Here is an 18416-nt window from a genome sequence, read left to right as displayed (position 1 = left end):
AGGCCGAACCACATGACAAATGTATCAGAAATAGCGGCTAAAACGTTAATACTGCCATTATGGGCGAATTTTTAGTATATTTAGCTACCCAAATTTAAACCTTCAATTTTGAGCGACAAGTTAAAACCGCTTTTCGGCATTGCCCTTTCTTTATTCTTACTACTATCAATAGGAGTAAGCTCTTCTTATGCCCAAAATCAATTAAACTTTAAACATTTAACCATAAACGAAGGCCTTTCGCAAAACACCGTTTTTTGCGTCATGCAAGACAAAACAGGGTTTATTTGGGTGGGAACAGAAGATGGGTTAAATAAGTACGACGGCTACGATTTTACTATTTTTAAGCACGAAAATAATAATCCAAAAAGCTTAAGTCACAGTCAAATAAACGCAATGCTCGAAGATCCGAAAGGAAATTTTTGGATTGGCACTTCTGATGGCTTAAATCTTTATGATAAACATACCGAAACGTTTAAAAGAATTAGCACAGGAAGCAATACCGAAACAGGGTCTAATGATTTTATTTCAGCAATATTTTATGATAGCAGCGGTAATTTATGGATTGGCACCTTTGGAGGATTAAAACGCTACGACTATGCCGCCAAAAAAGTAGTGAATTATACCATAAAAACCGATGTACAAAACATTGCAGTAAGCAATCGGGTGCAGACCATTTTTGAAGATGAGAGCAAAACGCTTTGGGTAAGTATCGGAAATGATTTAAAGCGGATTGACCCTGCTACAAAAAATACCCTGAATCTGCCTTTGGCACTCGAAAAGAACATGCAACTGAGGAAGGGAAATGTACGCGCTATCAGACAAAGTAAAAATGGTGAGCTATGGTTCGGAACGGAAGGTGCTGGTCTTTTTCGATACGATTTAGGGGCTAACCAGACCGTTCATTACCAACACGATCTGAATAATGAAAATAGCTTACCCGTAAATATTGTACGGACCCTTTTTTCCTATTCGCCTACAGAAATGTGGATCGGTACAAGAGATGGGTTAAGCATTTTAAACACCAGTACAAATACCTTTACTAATTATAAGTATAATCCTTACGACGCAAAAGCCATAAGCCATAATTCGGTTCGTACTATTCTACGAGACCGAGCCGGAAACATTTGGATTGGAACCTATGCTGGCGGCTTAAATTTTTTCTCTTCTGGCGGAAATAACTTTTCGTATTTAGGGCAACAATCGGGCAGTAGAGTAGGTTTAACACACCGTGTGGTAAGTTCTGTCTTGAGCGACAATGGTGCACTTTGGGTGGGTACTGAGGGCGGTGGGCTTAATTATATCGACCGAAAAAAATCGATTACTAAAAACTATACCATCAACAGTGTTCAGCAGAACATTGTAAAATCATTAGCAAAAGATGAAAAAGGTAATTTATGGATTGGAACGTATGATGGCCTGAGTTATTTAGATGTTAAATCGGGCAGAATTACCAATTATGAAATTACGGTTAATGACGATAAGCCCGAGAATAAGCAGGTGTATGCCTTAGTGGTTGCCGCTAATGGATTATGGCTGGGAACGGATGGCCGAGGGCTCAAGTTTAGAGACCCTAAAGGAAAAATTACCAGTTATTTTCATGATGCTAAAAATAAAAACAGCATTAGCGGTGATATTGTGCTTTCTATCTTGAAAGATGTGGATGATAATTTATGGGTAGGAACCGAGCGAGGCTTAAACTACTACAATGCCCGATCTAATAATTTTACACAGTTTTTGCATCATAAAGATGATGTCTATAGCATTCAACATAACACCATTTTATCCTTATTTAGCGATTCGAAAAATAGATTGTGGGTAGGTACAGAAGGGGGTGGACTAAGCTATTACGATAAGTCTTCTAAACGCTTTTACGCTATTTCTACTAATCTAGGGCTTTCGAACGCCGTTATTCATGCTATTCGAGAAGATAAAAGTGGAAATTTATGGGTAAGTACAAATAAAGGCCTATCGAAAATTATTTTTAAGGTGTTTAAATTTCCTTTTAGCAAAAATGAATTAACCATAATGAATTATACGGTTGAGGACGGCTTGCAAAGCAATCAGTTTACCTCTAACGCTGCCGAAACTGGTGCAAACGGTGAATTATTTTTTGGTGGAATTAACGGTCTAACCTCTTTTTTCCCGGATAAGATTATCTACAATACGTTTAAACCTAAGGTGGTAATAACCGATTTCTTGATCAAAAACAATGATGTACCAATTGGTGAGGAAAATTCGCCCTTAAAGAAACCTATCGGAGAAACCGATACCATTACACTTAGCTACGACCAAGCTTTTATCACCTTTAAATTCGCAGCCCTCAATTTTATCAACCCAGAAAAGAACCAATACCAATATAAGTTAAAAGGTTTTTACGATGATGATTGGCACATGGTGGGCAATCAGCGAACAGCAACATATACCAATTTAGATGCAGGGGCCTATACTTTTGAGGTTAAGGCAGCCAATAATGACGGCATTTGGACCAACGAAATTAAAGCCATTCGTATAATAGTTTTACCACCTTGGTGGAAAACATGGTGGGCTTATGCATTATACTTTTTGGGAATTAGCTCTGTACTCTACTTTATTTATTATTATCTGGTTAAAACAAGTAAACTTACGCAAGAACTTGATTTCCAAAATAGGAGCCATGAAAAAGATCAAGAGCTCGCACAGCGAAAGTTAAGTTTCTTTACCAATATTTCTCATGAGATTAAAACACCATTAACGTTAATTCTAGCGCCAATTGATAAACTGATCAGTGTAAACGAGGGGAACAATAAAACCCAAAATCAACTTCGCCTTATTCAGCGAAATGGGGAAAGATTGGTTCGTTTAATTAATCAGTTGCTCGATTTTAGAAAGTTTGATTCAGGCAATATGACGTTGCAAGCTGCTGAAGGAAACATTGTACGTTTTGTGAAAGAAATTGTAATGGCCTTCGAATCGTATGCTAACCACCGCAGAATTCGCTTAAAGTTGATAACCGAACAACAGCGTATTCGCCTTTGGTTTGACCGCGATAAATTAGAGAAAGTGGTTTATAACGTGTTGTCTAATGCCTTGAAGTTTACTAATGAAGGTGGGCAAGTTACCGTTCGCATTCGGCCTCACCACCTACTTCCTGCTGAATTTTTAATCCTAGAAATAGAAGATAATGGAATAGGTATTGCTCCTCACCAAATAGATAAAATATTCGAACAATTTAACCATTTTGATGATAAAGGAATTAATGCTTCTGGAACGGGAATCGGCCTTGCATTTTCGAAAGGCTTGGTAGAGTTGCATAAAGGGAAAATTCAGGTAGAGAGTACGGTGGCTACGCCAAAACAAGATGGAAAAACGGTGTTTTCGATTACCTTGCCTATCGGAAGAAATCACTTATCAGAGGATGATATCATTGCCAATTATAAAGATAGTGAGAACATTGAAGGCTATCGCGAGGCCGAAATTTCGGCAGCATCGAGACTTGCCATCGAGAAAAGAAAACAACACGTTTTAAGCGCTGCAGATAAGGAAAAGCTAATCTTATTGGTAGTAGAAGATAATCCAGAGGTATTGGATTTTGTATCGTCGCATTTCGAAAATGAATTCGACATTCATACCGCTGCTAATGGGCTTATTGGTTTGGAGAAAGCACTAGAGTTGGTTCCCGATATGATCATTAGCGATGTAATGATGCCAGAAATGGATGGGATAACCTTATGTAGCAAATTAAAGACAGACGCAAGAACCAGCCATGTCCCCGTTATTTTATTAACCGCTCGTACACCACTTATTTTTAATATCGAAGGGTTAGAAACAGGTGCCGACGATTACATTACCAAACCGTTTAACTTAACCATTTTAGAAGCGAGAGTTTGGAATTTATTAGACTCTAGGCAAAAATTGCGCGACCGTTACCGTAAAGAAATTACGTTACAACCTAAAAACGTGGCCATCACTTCGCCTGACGAAAAATTCCTAGATCGCATTATGAATTTCATAGAAAAGAACATTGCCGAGCCCAGCTTAAGTGTAGAAGAACTGGGAAAAGAAGCAGGCATGAGCAGAGTTACGTTGTATCGAAAAATTAAAGCCTTAACCAATCAAACCGCTGTTGAATTTATTCGTAGTGTGCGTTTAAAAAGGGCTGCGCAATTGTTAGAGCAGAATAAATTAAACGTAAATGAAGTAGCCTACATGGTAGGTTTTCTAGACATCGATTATTTTAGAAGATGCTTTAAAGAAGAGTTTGGATTTACACCAAAAGAGTTTGCCAGTAATGCTAACGAAAAGGGAAAATAGGCTTCGGTTAACCACATCGGCACATAGCTATGTGTCGATGTGGTAAAATATGCAACTAATTTAATTTTTTTAATAAGTTCGAAAGATTATTCTGAATGCTGTCAATTCCGAAATTTTTTTCTGGAACAGACCAAGCGCTAAACCGATCGTGATTGCTTTTTGCTTTAATTCCTTTTAAAAGCCGGATAGATTCGAAGGCGCTCAGCACATGCATTTTCGCTGCCGTACCTTTGCCTAATTGCTTATCTCTATAGCCCTCTACCAGGTTGTAAAATGCAGTATTCGCTTCTTTCATAAATTGAACTGGAATACGTAACTCATCATTAAAAAACAGCTTTTCTTTAACGGGTAATTTTTGATAAAGTGCATCCGCTTTGCTTAGTACTAACTCGAAGTTTTTTGCAGAATTTTGTGTTCCAATAATAGCAGCGTCGACTTGGTTTTTTGCATTATTATCGGCCGGAACAATACTAAACTGTTTGCCATCTGTTGCCATTGCACCACCAATGCCTTTGTTTTTATCATTAAAAGGATTCGCCAAATAGGGCCAATCCCATAAGGTGATAAGTTGTGTTAAACCTTTAGCATATCTCAAATCTTGAAACACATATTGCCTATCGAATCCTGGTATGTCGCTTTTGCGTGGCAACCAAAAGGCGTAGTAATAATCCTTGTATAATTTAGCTATTTCATCGGCATGCATTTTCCCATAATAGGTTTCACAATACGATTTAAGAAAAGCATCGGTTTGGTACGAAGCGTAATTCCACATCATTGCAGCATTGGCACTCAGCTCTAAACAATGTTCACGGACATTTCCGGTATTTACCACCGAGAATGCTACGGGTTTTTTAATTTTTTGAGCGATATATCGATAGCTCTGTTCCATTTTCCAAGGACCTTCGCCTGGAACTAAATGGGATCCAGTTCCTGTAAATTGAAAATTTAAATAATAACCAATTGGTTTTTGAGCAAGTTTTTGATCAAAATTTTGCATTTCTTCTGGCGGATAATGATCGCCCCGTACATTGGCATAATTGAGGATTAGGTTGGGCTCATCAGGTAAATTCAATAAACCTTTGGCTAAAAAGTCGGACGCTTCGTTATAAATGGTTAACTTCATTAATGGATTGGCTTCGCCGGTTTCTTTTTTAAGTAAAGCGATTTGCAGTGCCAACATCGAATTGATGATGGCTGCTCGATCTTTATCTTCGGTGGGTTCATCAACCGCATCGACAAATGTTTTGCGCCAAAAGGGCTTATCGCCCAAACCCCTAAATCCGATTTGCCAAATTACGTCTAGCTTTGCACGTTTAATGGTTTCGATATGGTAGGTCCAAAATTCTTTCAATGCATCTACGTTTTTAAGCAGTAAAGGGGGTGCTTTCTTTAAGTGCCTAGTAGTTGTCCAATACCTTTCCCAATTTGTAAACGTAGCGCCAAATGGAGCGGTATGCGTAAAGCTGATTTTTAATCCACGGTCTCTTACGTATAAGGCTTCTTTACTTGCGGTATATGGCGTATTCCAGCCTCCGAGGTCGATCAAATATCCTTCTCTGGTATTCAGTTTTAAGCGGAGCATGGTTTCGAAAATTGCATCGTAATTTTCTGCATTTTTTGCTTGCCAAGGCGATAGTAAATCTTTATCGTTTGGGAACCACGCTCTCCACTTTACGCTTGGAGAGGGAAAATAAAGGTATGTTTTTTCTGGAATTAAGATTTTTGCTTTCTTAATTGGTTCATATGATGCCCAAATCCACAAGGGTGGAATTTCTAAATATTTTTCAGAGAAGGAATAAATGGCATATATCGTTCCCCTCATATCGGCGCCTTGTAAAACTACTGCTTTTATTCCATTGGCATTTGTAGTGGTTATTAAATGCGACTCGAATTCATTGATTTTCGAAGTACGAAAAGGTAGGGTAGAAATGCCTTTGCAAGACACTACGATAAGCGGAACATTTTTGTTGACTTCGGCTAACGTATGAATAACTTTTGGAGCTGTACCAAAAACCTTATTAAGGTCTCTAACTAAATCTTGGACTGCTCTTATTATCGGGCCACTTTCAGCCGAATCAATTAAAATGGTAGTGGTTGCAGTAACGCTAACAGCAGGACGATCATCAATTTGTTGCGCAAAAGAGGTATTCCAATTTAGGCTGCAAAGCAGTAACAATATGACGCATTTTTTGTCTAACATTATAACGAGCGTTTAATGCCGAGTTCGAGTCCACGTAATTCTGCCAAACCTTTTAAGCGCCCAATAATTGAATATCCGGGGTAGGTATTTCTGTGCCAATCGTCTAAAATTTTATGTCCATGATCTGGACGCATCGGAATGGCAACATCAGTTCTACCTGCTTTTTCACGTTTTTTCTGTTCTAAAATAATGTTTTTCATCACGGCATACATGTCGGTGCTCCCACTTAAATGTTCTGCTTCATGGAAACTTCCATCCGCCTCGCGCTGAACATTTCTTAGGTGGACAAAGTGGATATTCGCACCTAAACGCTCAATAATTCCAGGTAAATCGTTTGCAGCATTAGCTCCTAAAGAGCCTGTACAGAAAGTAATTCCGTTGCTTGTTGAGGGTGCAAAAGCTACTACATCTGCCAAGTCGGCTTCTGTTGAAACCACGCGTGGCAAGCCTAAAATAGGGAACGGTGGGTCGTCGGGGTGAATGCACATTTTTATTCCTGCTTCTTGTGCCGAAGGGATAATGGCATTTAAGAAATAAGATAAATTTTCTTTGAGTTTCTGTGCATCAACTTTTGAATAACGCTGTAAATGCTGCCTAAATTCCTCAACAGTAAACACTTCATCCGTTCCGGGCAGACCGGCCATAATGGTATTGGTTAAGGTTTTTATTTCGCTTGCGGGTAAACTTTCTAAGTAATTTTTTGCTTCGGCCTGCTGTGCTGGCGAATTGATTCTAAAGGCTTCTTCACGCTCTAGAATGTACAAATCGAACGCGGCCAACGCAATGGCATCGAAGCGTAAAGCACTCGCATTATTTTTCAATCGATAGTCTAAATGGGTACGAGTCCAATCTAAAACAGGCATAAAGTTATAACACACCACATTTAATCCGTGTGCTGCCAAGTTTTTTAAGGATTTGATATAAATTTCGATGTATTTATCGCGTTCTTGCGCTCCAATTTTAATGCTCTCGTGAATGTTAACGCTTTCTACGACTGACCAGGTTAACCCTGCATCTTCAATTATTTTTTTGCGTTTCTGAATTTCTTCTAAAGGCCATTCATCACCACAAGGAATATGATGTAGGGCGGTAACAATTCCAGTTGCTCCGGTTTGTGCAATATCGGCTAAGGTTACTTCATCATTCGGGCCGAACCAGCGAAAGGTTTGAGCTAAATCTTGCATGCTAATTTTGTTGGTTTATGTTGCAATTTAATAAGATAATATTACTAAGACAGCTGTAGTAACAATCAACCTGCACATTTGCACGAAATAACTGAATGGCATAGAAAATACTCCCATATCTTTATTAACCAACAAAATGTAGTATGACGAAATCAATGCTTTATCTGTGTGTGCCATTAATGCTCTTTTTTAAAAACACAAATGCAACTAACTATTACATCAACAATAAAGTAGGTAACGATATCAATGCTGGTAACACAAAAGAGTTGCCTTGGAAAAGCTTAGTTAACCTCGAAAAACATAAATTTTTGCCTGGCGATAGTATTCTCTTTGCAAAGGGATCGAGCTATAGGGGCGGTTTCGTATTTACAAGTTCCGGCACCTCCGATAAACCCATCGTTTTCTCAACCTATAGCGTAGGAGCCGATGTAATTATTAAAACTCCTCGAACAGCATTAACTCCTATTTTCGAAAAGTATGGTGCAGGTACTGCCCCTGCGTTTACAAACCCCGATTGGACCGTTTTAAGTGGTAATATTTTTAGAATAGAGGGAAACTATATCATTATAGATGGATTCTATTTCCATAATAATACGAATCCACCAGGTTCAGATAAAACCACAAAAAATGTACAGAAGCTAGGTGCTGTGTATTTAGCGTTAAACACACATCACAATGTGGTTAAAAATTGCGAATTTTTTAACACCCCAGTTGGTATAAAAGTTAAAGGCAAGAACAATTTAGTTACCCACAATTATTTGCACGATGCCAGCACAATGATGGCCTATTCTTGGGGCCCAATTGCCATTATGATAGTGTCGGGGAATAATGAAATCGCTTACAACAGGGTCGAAAACTATGGCGCTTATGGCGGTCCTTATGGTTCTGATGGGGGCGTAATTGAACTCGATGGTGTGGATGATAATTTTAAAGCCAATAACATTAATATCCATCATAACACCTCGAGAAATAACCATGGCTTTTTAGAGATTGCAGCCCGTGGAGTGGATAGCATTACCGTTGCCTATAATTTAAGTGATGATCGGAACCAGTTTATTGGGGGTGGTGGATATAAAGTTAATGTATTTAACAACACTGTAATTCGAACCCGTGAGCCAAATGTAGATCGGTATATTTTTTGGACATTTAATCCAGAATTAACATTTTTAACAGTAAAGAACAATATTTTCTATTTGGCATCCGATTTAGGTGTTTTTGGTCCAGTTAAACCAGTTTTAGGACATGTTAGAGTTGCCGTTGGCGAACAACAGCGAAGCAATAATCTTTATTTCGGAGGAGAAAATTCAAATCCCATAGGCATTAGCGCTGGAGTAGGAGATCGTGTAGCCAATCCCTTATTTTTAGATGTTGAAAATAGGAATTTCCGATTACAGCCAAATTCACCAGCAAGAGGAAAGGGCTTAAAATTAGGGTATACATCCGATTTAGATGGGTACCCACTCTCAAAGAAACCGAGTATAGGTGCATATGATTTTCCGTCAAATTAAATATGAGCGAAAAGAATAAAATTTCGAGAAAAAATTTCCTAAAAAACGGTGCTGCCACCTTAAGCTTGTTAACGATTGGGTTGCCTGAACTCTTCGCATCGCCAACCGCAAAAAGGACATTTTATAAAAGTGCTGATAGCAAAGCCGAAGTAAAAATAGCTGGAAGAATTAGAGGTTCGTGGCTTAGAAACGGCGAAGCAAAATTGGGAGACATCGACATTAGTCGTTGCGAAATCGTAGTTGCTAAAAATGAAAATTCTGCAGTACAACAAGCCGCTAAATTTTTAGCAAATGATTTACATAAGATTTGCGGTAATGAACCTAAAATAAACGATACAAAAAGTGCAAATCAAAAGGCAATAATTTTAACCACTTTTGGTAATATAACACTTCCAGAAGAAATAAAATCATCACAGTTAAATAACAAAAGGGAGGCGTTTCATATCCTTGCCTTAAACGATACAGTTTGGTTAGTGGGTTCCGATTTTAGAGGAACGGCTTATGCTGTCTATACCTTAAGCGAACGCTTAGGTGTAGACCCACTTTATTTATGGACGGGTTATGAGCCTGAAAAACACGCTAAATTAACGGTAGTGAAACTAGATTATTTTGCTGATTCTCCAACCATAAAATACCGTGGTTTTTTTCATGATGATGAAGATGTGCTGCCTCGTCCGTTCGACAGGTATGGTTATCCTTTACGCATAGGCGATGTGCCTTTAATATGGTATCAACGGTTTTTTGAAACGGCTTTACGTTTGCGTATGAATATGGTTGCACCGTATGTACGTGTACATAGACGGTATGAAGTTCAAAAATGCGCAAGCGATTGGGGACTATTTTATACTTCGCATCATTACGATATTTTACTTTCAAATCCATTCGGAATTGAACGGTTTCATTTGGCAGAAACAAGAGGAGTGAGCACAGAATGGGATTGGTTCGCAAAAAAAGAAAATATGATCAAGTATTGGCGAGGTGGTGTTGAAGAAAACAAAGAAATACAAGCGGTTTGGCCAGTTGGTTTGCGTGGAACCGATGATCATGCGTACGAATTTCCGAAAGATACTCCCGAAAAGGAACAAGCCAACGTGTTTAGAGAGGCAATAGATGCACAGGTAAAAACGGTAAAAGAACTCACGCAAACGCATGAAACTCCTGTATTTCATTTCACCTTGTATACCGAGATGTTAGAGAAATACAGAAAACACCCTGATGATTTTAACGTACCCGAAGATGTAATTTTAGTGTGGCCTGATAATAACGATGGCATAATGAGAGATTTACCAACAGGGAAAGACAGGTGGAAGCATGGTGTTTATTATCATCTGGCCTACTATGGTGGCGCACCTACCAAGCAAGGAACGCATGTGGTTACACCTACGAGGGTAGTTGAACAATTTAAGCGTATAGTAGATGCGAACGCTACAGCGTTTATGTTGGTAAATGTATCTGAGTTTCGGGAACATGTAATGGAAGCAAGGATGATTGCCGATATTTGTTGGAATGCACCAGCTGTGCTCAATCAACCTTTACCTGATCAGGCCTATTTAAAGTGGTGGACGAGGGAATATTTCGGAGAAAATGAGGATCTTTTGCGTGCTTATCAAGATTATTATGCGCTCATCGACAGCTCAGAAAAAACGTATTTTGGCGCAACACAGTTCGAGTTAATTTTAGATAATTTACATGCGAGGTTTGCAAATAAGCCCACCAATGGTCTAGACCCGGCCAAATTAGCAGTACTCAAAAGTAGAAATGCTAAATTTGAAGCGGCATTTGAAACTATTGATAAGCTGCTCCCAACCTTAACCAGAGCACAACAGCAATTCTTTTTCGAACATGTGGTTTTTGGTTTACGTGTAGATCAACGCCCAACACAAGCCGCTTTACTCTTGTTAAAGGCATTAGACTCACCGGATGATCATATAGCATGGAATTTAATTGCTGAGGCGATGCTTCCATTAGAGAAATTAGAAGTAGAGATTTTAAGGGCAGAACGGCCACCGTTCGACAAATGGTATATTCCAACTTGGATCAGAACAACCATTTCTCCATTTAATATTCACCGTTCCTATACGCAACTAAGAGAATTTATTACTAATGGGGGATCGGAATCGCCAATAAGACAACGAGTTGCCATTGGCCATAACATTGAAGGGGCCAAGCTTTGGAGCACTTACTTGGAGGAAGCCGAGAAGATTAAAGCAACGTATTAGGGTATCACAAAATGCAATGGAGCGCAATCTTAGGTAGGCCACTCTTTGTATTCAACAGATCAATCGATACGTAGAAAATGGATTAGAGCGATTGAACTGATAAAGTTAGTAAACCAAAAGGCAGCTAACTAGACAAAAGTTTGCCAGCCTCGATTGCAAATTCGATCATTTTAGATTTAACTTCCTGATTGAACCTAAAAGAGGGCAGATAGATACTGAAACTAGCTATGACTTTGTTATTTTTATATATTGGAACCGCAATACCAACAACTTGAACACTATCTTCAATTAGTGCAAATTTCTGATTTCTAATCAATTCTATCTGATCAAAAAATCCAATTCTTGATGCCGCTTTTTGCCAAACTTCTTTAGGTGGTAAACCATGTTTTTTTAGGTAAAACTGGATGTCTCTGTCTGGTAAGAACGCGATGAGCAACCTTCCTGTTGAAGAGTCATAAGCCATTTTTTCTTCGGGTGTGGTGGCCTGAATCAGATGATTACTGAATTTATTGACAATAACCTGTCTTTTGTCATTCTTTAGGATGGCAACTAAACTGTTTTCGTTTATTTCATTTGTAACCTTATTTAAAACTGGGATAGCTTGGATCATTAAAGCTTTATAACCTAAGCTTCCATTGTTGACTTCCGAAATCAGATCGCCTATGATATACCCTTTTTCATGTTCTGCCTTTTTTAAAACCCTCCTCTCTACTAAAGTTTTTACAATATTGGAGCAGGTGCCTAAGTTCAGATTAGAATCCTTAGCAATTTTTCCCATCAATTTGGGCTCATCGCCATTTTCAGCTACATATTCGAGGATGTCGATTGCCCTATTTAAAACTTGAATCATACTCAAAGGTAGAATTAATAAATTAAAAACTCCATAATATAAAGTTTTTGATTTATAATAAAATAATTATTTTCTTTGAATGTAAGTATTTCCTCACCTAATGGCTGAAAATAAAGCATCAAGCAAATTCGCTTTTATTATGATCATCTCACTATTTTTTATGTGGGGTTTTGTACATAATTTAGATCCCATATTAATTCCCCATCTTAAAAAAGCATTTAGCTTATCTACTTTACAGGCATCGTTGGTAGATTCTGCTGTTTTTATAGCTTATTTTTTAATGGCATTACCTGCGGGTGCCCTTATGAAGAGGTACGGTTATAAAGTGGGAATTCTAATGGGATTATTGCTTTTTGCGATCGGTTCTTATTTAATTATTCCTGCTGCAGATACACAATTATACACTTTTTTTTTACTGTCTCTATTTGTAATTGCCTGCGGGTTAACCCTATTAGAGGCAGCGGCAAACCCGTATGCTTCACTTTTAGGTCCGCCCGAAAAAGCAGTACAGAGATTAAATTTAGCACAATCATTTAACGGACTAGCCGCCACATTAGCTCCAATTATTGGGGCAAAGATCATCCTTACTAAAGGGAATTCAAGTGATACGTTGGGGGCGATGACCGCGTATTCAAGAGAGGTGGCCTTGGCAGCTGAAGCATCAAGCGTGAAAATGCCTTATTTCGTTTTGGGAAGCATAATCCTTCTTATTACGATCGTCTTTTATTTTATGAGATTACCTGAAATTAAAGAAGGTAGCGGCATTTCATCAGTAAGTAATGTGTTTCAAGCTTTGAAGCATCGCCATTTAAGTTGGGCAGTTGCGGCACAGTTTTTTTATGTGGGTGCTCAGGTTTGTGTGTTTAGTTTTTTCATCCTTTATGCTACAAAAGCAACTGGAATAAACGAAATGGAAGCAGCAACTTACGCAGGTTTTGGAGTGGGTATGGCATTCATGGTTGGACGTTTCGTAGGAACATTTTTTATGAGGTTTATATCGCCAGTTAAACTTTTGGTTATTTACAGTCTCATTTGCGCCATTTTATCGTTTATGGCGATGTTTATATCAGGTGTTATTGCCGTTTATCTCATTATTGGCATAGCGTTTTTCATGTCTATTATGTTTCCCACTATATTCTCTTTAGGGATTAAAAATTTAGGAGGTGATACAAAATTTGGGAGCAGTTTAATCATCATGTCAATCGTTGGTGGTGCAATCTTGCCTCCGCTATTCGGTTATATTAGCGATGTTACGCAGAATATACAAATGGGTTATATTGTCCCACTAGCTTGTTTTCTGGTTATCTTTTTATTTGGAGTTATAGGGCATAAAGAGGTAAAAGCAAGATGAAATATAATTAATGGAGAATTGATTCCAAAGGCAATAAAATTGAATCGGGATGATTTTATTTCTTGGAACAGGGTGCGAATTTATAATTAATAAATAAAAATAGTAGCGTGTTTAGTTTAAAAGGAAAGTCGGCGGTAATAACAGGAGGTGGAAGTGGCATTGGAAAAGCCATCTCTATTTTATTTGCTAGACAAGGAGCTGTGGTGCATATTCTTGAGCTGAATAAAAATTCTGCAGATGAAACCGTTAATGAAATTAATGCTTTCGGTTATTCATATGCTTATAACTGTGATGTGGCAAACCAAAAGCAAGTTAAAGAGATTTTTAAAAAAATCGGTAAAATCGACATTCTTATTAACAATGCAGGTATAGCACATATCGGGAAAGCAGCATCTACCGAAGAAGCGGATTTCGATAAGGTCTACCAGGTAAATGTGAAAGGAGCATACAACTGCTTTTATGCGGTTTTACCACTCATGCAAAATCAGGGGGGTGGTGTGATTTTGAGTACCGCATCGATAGCTTCTTTGGTCGGGATCTGTGATCGGTTTGCTTATTCGATGAGTAAAGGTGCAATTTATGCCATGAGCATGTCTGTTGCTAGAGATTATATGGCAGATGGTATACGTTCCAATAGTATATCTCCGGCAAGAATTCATACCCCATTTGTAGATGGTTTCATCACCAAAAATTATCCAGACCATCAGGAAGAAATCTTCGAAAAGCTTTCTAAAAGCCAACCCATTGGCAGAATGGGAAAACCTGAAGAAGTAGCAGCATTGGCCTTATACCTATGTTCTGAAGAAGCTGGGTTTATTACAGGTTGTGATTATCCAATTGATGGAGGATTTATAAAGTTAAACAATTAAGATGTAAACAGACGATGAAACTAATCAGATATGGAGTAACTGGAAACGAGAAAACAGGTGTTGTAATTGGGGGAAGAAAATATGATACGTCTGCTTTTGGCGAAGACTACGATGAGAAGTTCTTTGACAATAATGGTTTACGTAGGTTAACTACTTTCATAGAACTGAGCAAAGGTAGCTTGCCAATAATTAGAGAAGATGAAAGATTAGGCCCGCCAATTGGACGACCTTCAAAAATTGTTTGTGTCGGTTTAAATTATGCAAGGCATGCTAAAGAAACCAGTGCACAAGTTCCATCCGAACCGATTATATTTTTAAAGTCATCCACTTCAATAGTAGGGCCAAACGATTCGATTATGCTTCCGAAGAATTCTCTTAAAACCGATTGGGAAGTTGAATTGGCAATTGTTATGGGTAGCAAAGCCAGCTACGTTCCTAAGGATAGAGCAATGGACTATGTGGCAGGTTATGTTTTACATAATGATGTTAGCGAGCGGGCATTTCAACTGGAAAGGGGTGGGCAATGGGCAAAGGGAAAAGGTTGCGATACATTTGCACCACTTGGCCCTTGGATGGTTACAAAGGACGAGATTGCCGACCCCCATAACCTACGTCTTTGGTTAAAGCTGAATGGTAAAATGGTTCAAAACGGAAATACCGATGATTTTATTTTTAACATTCCTAGTATTATTAGTTACATAAGTGAGTTTATGACGCTTTTGCCGGGCGATGTCATTTCTACCGGCACACCTCATGGTGTGGGTCTTGGATTTCAGCCGCCACGTTATTTAAAGGAAGGTGATGTACTTGAGTTAGGAATTGATGGTTTGGGTGAAGCAAGGCAAACAGTAATAGCTTATGCTAAAGGTTGATACCCATCAGTATTTCTGATGCAATAGTGGCGTCAATGGATAATTTTATGCGTGAAGACTTATTTTCACTTTTAGAAATTCTCTGAGCAACAATGGGCTTTAATTCTAGGTCAATGTTGACAGGACAAGAGTGAGCTGGGATGCAATTTACCGGTACCAATTAGAATAACATATTATGAATTTACAGTTAAAAGATAAAGTCATCATTATTACAGGTGGTGCAAAGGGAATAGGTTTTGGAATTGCGCAAACAATTGCAAATGAAGAAGCAGTCGCCGTAATTGTTGGTCGTAAACAAGAGGATAATCAAAAAGCGATTGATAGAATAGAGAAATTAGGAGGAAAAGCTTTTGGTGTGGAAGCAGAATTAACAGATCCTAAGCAGTGTGAAGAAGCTGTTAATTCGGTAAGTATGCGATTTGGAAAAATTGATGCATTAGTAAATAATGCAGGATTAAATGATGGTGTAGGATTGGAAAATGGAAATTATGAAGATTTCATCTTAAGCTTACATAGAAACCTCTTGCATTATTACTTAATGGCTCATTATGCTTTACCTGAACTAAAAAAATCTAAAGGCAATATTGTAAATATTTCTTCCAAGACTGCCGAAACCGGACAAGGAAATACTTCTGCTTATGCTGCAGCAAACGGCGGAAGAAATGCACTTACCAGAGAATGGGCAGTTGAACTTCTAAAATATGGAATAAGGGTGAACGCTATTGTTGTAGCAGAATGCTGGACGCCTCAGTACGAGAATTGGATTACTACATTAAAGAACCCTAAAAAAATGTTGGAAAAGATTACCGCTAACATTCCTTTTGAAAACCGAATGACAAGCATTGAAGAAATAGGCAATACAGTAGCCTTTTTGTTGAGCGAAAAGTCTAGCCATACTACTGGTCAGATTTTACACGTAGACGGAGGTTATGTGCACTTGGACCGAGCTTTAGCAAATGCTTAAATTATAATATAAAGAGCGAATTGAGTTTCCAACGCCTAGCGTTTGGCGCTCGGTGGCATAGACCGAGAAGCTTAAGTTTTTTGGTTAGATTTATGCCGATAATTCATTTAAATAATGGGGAACTGCTAAATACAAACTTAGTGAATTTACCTTATTTTAAAATAAGACTTTAAAAAATGATGTCAAAGTACAAAGCATATTCTGATGAACAGCTTGCATCTTCTTTAAAAAGAGATGATCATCATGCTTTTACGGAAATTTATGAACGTTATTGGAAAAAAATGTTGCTTATCGCTTGGAACCACAGTAGTCAGAGCGCTCAAGCAGAAGATATGGTCCATGAGGTATTTATCTCCCTGTGGGAAAGAAGAGCAACTTTGGAGATTCAGAATATTTCAGCTTATCTGGCAACTGCCATAAAGTTCAGTGTTTTTAAATTTCATCAAAGAGAGTATCGAAAATCCGAGCTTTTAAACAAGAATTATATATTTCAAGATGTTCATTATGAGGACGCTGCAATGGATGCGTTATTTTTAAACGAATATATCAATCACATTGTAGAGGAGATGCCAGAAAAATGCCGTCTGGTTTTTTCTTTCAGTCGTATTGATGGCCTGAAAAATAATGAAATAGCTGAAAAAATGAACATTTCAGAAAAAGGAGTAGAAGCTAATCTTACTAGAGCACTGAAATTTATACGCAATGAATTAAAAGAACATTGGATGTTATATCTCATTCTTTTCCATCTGTAATATTTAATAACACCTACTAAAACGGTCTTCTTATTAGTGAGAAATTGAAATTATTTTTCAATAGATGTAGGGATGGATCTTGTTTGGGGTACCTATATAATAACAACCAAATTATAAACAGTTTTGAATATAAATACTATTTACTACCTAATAAAAAGGTATAGAGAAGGAGTAGCTAGTGACGAGGAGCGGAAAACTCTATTGGAATGGTATAGGAAAAAAGCAGATAGAAGCGCCGAGTTTCCTGACAGTGAAAAGGCCATCAAGGATGCAATGTTAAATCGTCTTCTGGCTGAAATAAAGCCAAAAAGGGGCGTAAAAATTTTCAAGCGACTTTCAATTGCTGCTTCCATACTTCTTTTCTTAGTGGCTGGTGTCTTTTATGCAATTAAAGATAAGGGGAAAGACCAAGTCGCTAAAAATAACACCATGCCTATTGATATTCATCCTGGTAGCGATAAAGCAATTTTAACATTAGAGGATGGGTCTGAATTCGCATTAGGAAAAGGAAGTGCTTATCAGACAGAAAACGCTAAAAGTAGCGGCGAAAACATCGAGTACAGGTCTAATAGTGAAAAATCTAGTAAAATTGTTTACAACTATTTAACTATTCCAAGAGGGGGTAAGTTCTTTATTAAGTTATCCGACGGAACAAAGGTATGGTTAAATTCTGAGTCCCAATTAAAGTTCCCTGTTAGTTTTATTCCAGGCGAGACCCGAGCCGTTGAACTGGTCTATGGTGAAGCTTATTTTGAGGTTTCACCCAGTACAGCCCATGGAGGTGACAATTTTAAAGTTTTAAATCAATTTCAAGTAGTGAAAGTTGTTGGTACTCAATTTAATATTAAGGCCTACAAAGGCGATTCCAACCTATATACCACTTTGGTTGAAGGTAAGGTTATTTTAGACAATGGTATTATTAAACATAATTTATTGCCAAATCAGCAGTCGAATCTAAATTTAAAATCCGGAAATATTACGATTAAGACTGTAGACGTTAATCCGGAAATTTCATGGGTTAAGGGACTATTTACTTTTAAGGAAATGTCATTAAAAGAAATAATGAAAGTGATCTCAAGATGGTATAATGTAGATGTCGTCTTTAAGAATAAGGATTTAGAAAATGTAAAATTCAAAGGTACTTTGAGTAGGGATCAGGATATCGAAGAGATTTTATCAATTATGAAATCGACTACAATTAAAAGTTATGAAATAAAAAATAGAACAATATTTATTAAATAGTCAATTTTTTAAAAATATCACCGACAGAAATTTCCTTTTAATAAAATATTTAAACCAAGTGTTAACCTAAAAATAACGTATGAAATAAACAAAAAAGGAGGACAGAGCATAACCG

The 18416-nt window shown here is 37.8% G+C and carries 12 protein-coding genes; 9 read left to right on the top strand and 3 right to left on the bottom strand.

Translation table 11 applies throughout. From position 1 onward, the window contains the following. The first annotated feature begins 108 nt into the window (after positions 1-108). Positions 109-4290 carry a hybrid sensor histidine kinase/response regulator transcription factor gene (locus tag WG904_RS05055; RefSeq protein WP_339578204.1) on the top strand — a complete coding sequence of 1394 codons (4182 nt, stop codon included), beginning with the start codon at positions 109-111 and terminating at the stop codon, positions 4288-4290. 55 nt (positions 4291-4345) lie between these two features. Here WG904_RS05055 and WG904_RS05050 read toward each other — a convergent pair whose 3' ends face one another. Together WG904_RS05050 and uxuA are read right to left on the bottom strand one after the other, a co-directional pair. Beyond that, a complete protein-coding gene (locus WG904_RS05050) occupies positions 4346-6490 on the bottom strand; it encodes a glycosyl hydrolase 115 family protein (RefSeq protein WP_339578203.1) in 2145 nt (714 codons plus the stop codon). Continuing rightward, complete coding sequence (uxuA, locus tag WG904_RS05045; protein WP_339578202.1) at positions 6490-7674, bottom strand: mannonate dehydratase; 1185 nt, start codon at positions 7672-7674, stop codon at positions 6490-6492. Before uxuA ends, WG904_RS05050 begins: the two co-directional genes overlap by 1 nt. 143 nt (positions 7675-7817) lie before the next feature. Between uxuA and WG904_RS05040 the strand changes: the two genes are divergently transcribed. Both WG904_RS05040 and WG904_RS05035 read left to right on the top strand, forming a co-directional pair. Beyond that, a complete protein-coding gene (locus WG904_RS05040; RefSeq protein WP_339578201.1) occupies positions 7818-9182 on the top strand; it encodes a polysaccharide lyase domain-containing protein in 1365 nt (454 codons plus the stop codon). Positions 9183-9184: 2 nt separating this feature from the next. Then, on the top strand, positions 9185-11401 hold the full coding sequence (locus tag WG904_RS05035; protein ID WP_339578200.1) for a glycosyl hydrolase 115 family protein: 2217 nt from the start codon (positions 9185-9187) through the stop codon (positions 11399-11401). A gap of 124 nt (positions 11402-11525) precedes the next feature. Here the strand turns inward: WG904_RS05035 and WG904_RS05030 are convergent, their stop codons facing one another. Next, positions 11526-12251 (bottom strand): IclR family transcriptional regulator, encoded by a 726-nt coding sequence (locus tag WG904_RS05030; protein ID WP_339578199.1) that lies wholly within the window; start codon positions 12249-12251, stop codon positions 11526-11528. Between the two features lie 100 nt (positions 12252-12351). Here WG904_RS05030 and fucP point away from each other — a divergent pair, with 100 nt between their 5' ends. From fucP to WG904_RS05000, 6 genes are all read left to right on the top strand, one after another. Further along, positions 12352-13602, top strand: coding sequence for an L-fucose:H+ symporter permease (gene fucP / locus WG904_RS05025; protein ID WP_339578198.1), 1251 nt, complete (start codon positions 12352-12354; stop codon positions 13600-13602). Between the two features lie 107 nt (positions 13603-13709). After that, a complete protein-coding gene (locus WG904_RS05020; RefSeq protein WP_339578197.1) occupies positions 13710-14471 on the top strand; it encodes an SDR family NAD(P)-dependent oxidoreductase in 762 nt (253 codons plus the stop codon). A gap of 14 nt (positions 14472-14485) precedes the next feature. Further along, a complete protein-coding gene (locus WG904_RS05015) occupies positions 14486-15343 on the top strand; it encodes a fumarylacetoacetate hydrolase family protein (RefSeq protein WP_339578196.1) in 858 nt (285 codons plus the stop codon). Positions 15344-15518: 175 nt separating this feature from the next. Next, on the top strand, positions 15519-16307 hold the full coding sequence (locus WG904_RS05010) for an SDR family oxidoreductase (protein ID WP_339578195.1): 789 nt from the start codon (positions 15519-15521) through the stop codon (positions 16305-16307). Positions 16308-16483: 176 nt separating this feature from the next. Next, positions 16484-17059: an RNA polymerase sigma-70 factor gene (locus WG904_RS05005; RefSeq protein WP_339578194.1), complete on the top strand. Its 576-nt coding sequence runs from the start codon at positions 16484-16486 to the stop codon at positions 17057-17059. 123 nt (positions 17060-17182) lie between these two features. Next, on the top strand, positions 17183-18301 hold the full coding sequence (locus tag WG904_RS05000; RefSeq protein ID WP_339578193.1) for a FecR family protein: 1119 nt from the start codon (positions 17183-17185) through the stop codon (positions 18299-18301). Positions 18302-18416 lie beyond the last annotated feature (115 nt).

Origin of the sequence: Pedobacter anseongensis (genome assembly GCF_037482965.1) — a bacterium.
In the GTDB taxonomy this organism is placed as follows: Bacteria; Bacteroidota; Bacteroidia; order Sphingobacteriales; family Sphingobacteriaceae; genus Pedobacter; species Pedobacter anseongensis.
Note: the sequence above shows the minus strand (reverse complement) of the source record. Positions and strands in the feature narration are given on the sequence as shown.

Bases quoted from the DNA above. Each gene is read 5' to 3' on its own strand.
- uxuA (WP_339578202.1), bottom strand. From the start codon at position 7,674: ATGCAAGATTTAGCTCAAACCTTTCGCTGGTTCGGCCCGAATGATGAA.
- fucP (WP_339578198.1), top strand. From the start codon at position 12,352: ATGGCTGAAAATAAAGCATCAAGCAAATTCGCTTTTATTATGATCATC.
- WG904_RS05030 (WP_339578199.1), bottom strand. From the start codon at position 12,251: ATGATTCAAGTTTTAAATAGGGCAATCGACATCCTCGAATATGTAGCT.
- WG904_RS05015 (WP_339578196.1), top strand. From the start codon at position 14,486: ATGAAACTAATCAGATATGGAGTAACTGGAAACGAGAAAACAGGTGTT.
- WG904_RS05040 (WP_339578201.1), top strand. From the start codon at position 7,818: ATGACGAAATCAATGCTTTATCTGTGTGTGCCATTAATGCTCTTTTTT.
- WG904_RS05050 (WP_339578203.1), bottom strand. From the start codon at position 6,490: ATGTTAGACAAAAAATGCGTCATATTGTTACTGCTTTGCAGCCTAAAT.
- WG904_RS05005 (WP_339578194.1), top strand. From the start codon at position 16,484: ATGATGTCAAAGTACAAAGCATATTCTGATGAACAGCTTGCATCTTCT.
- WG904_RS05035 (WP_339578200.1), top strand. From the start codon at position 9,185: ATGAGCGAAAAGAATAAAATTTCGAGAAAAAATTTCCTAAAAAACGGT.
- WG904_RS05010 (WP_339578195.1), top strand. From the start codon at position 15,519: ATGAATTTACAGTTAAAAGATAAAGTCATCATTATTACAGGTGGTGCA.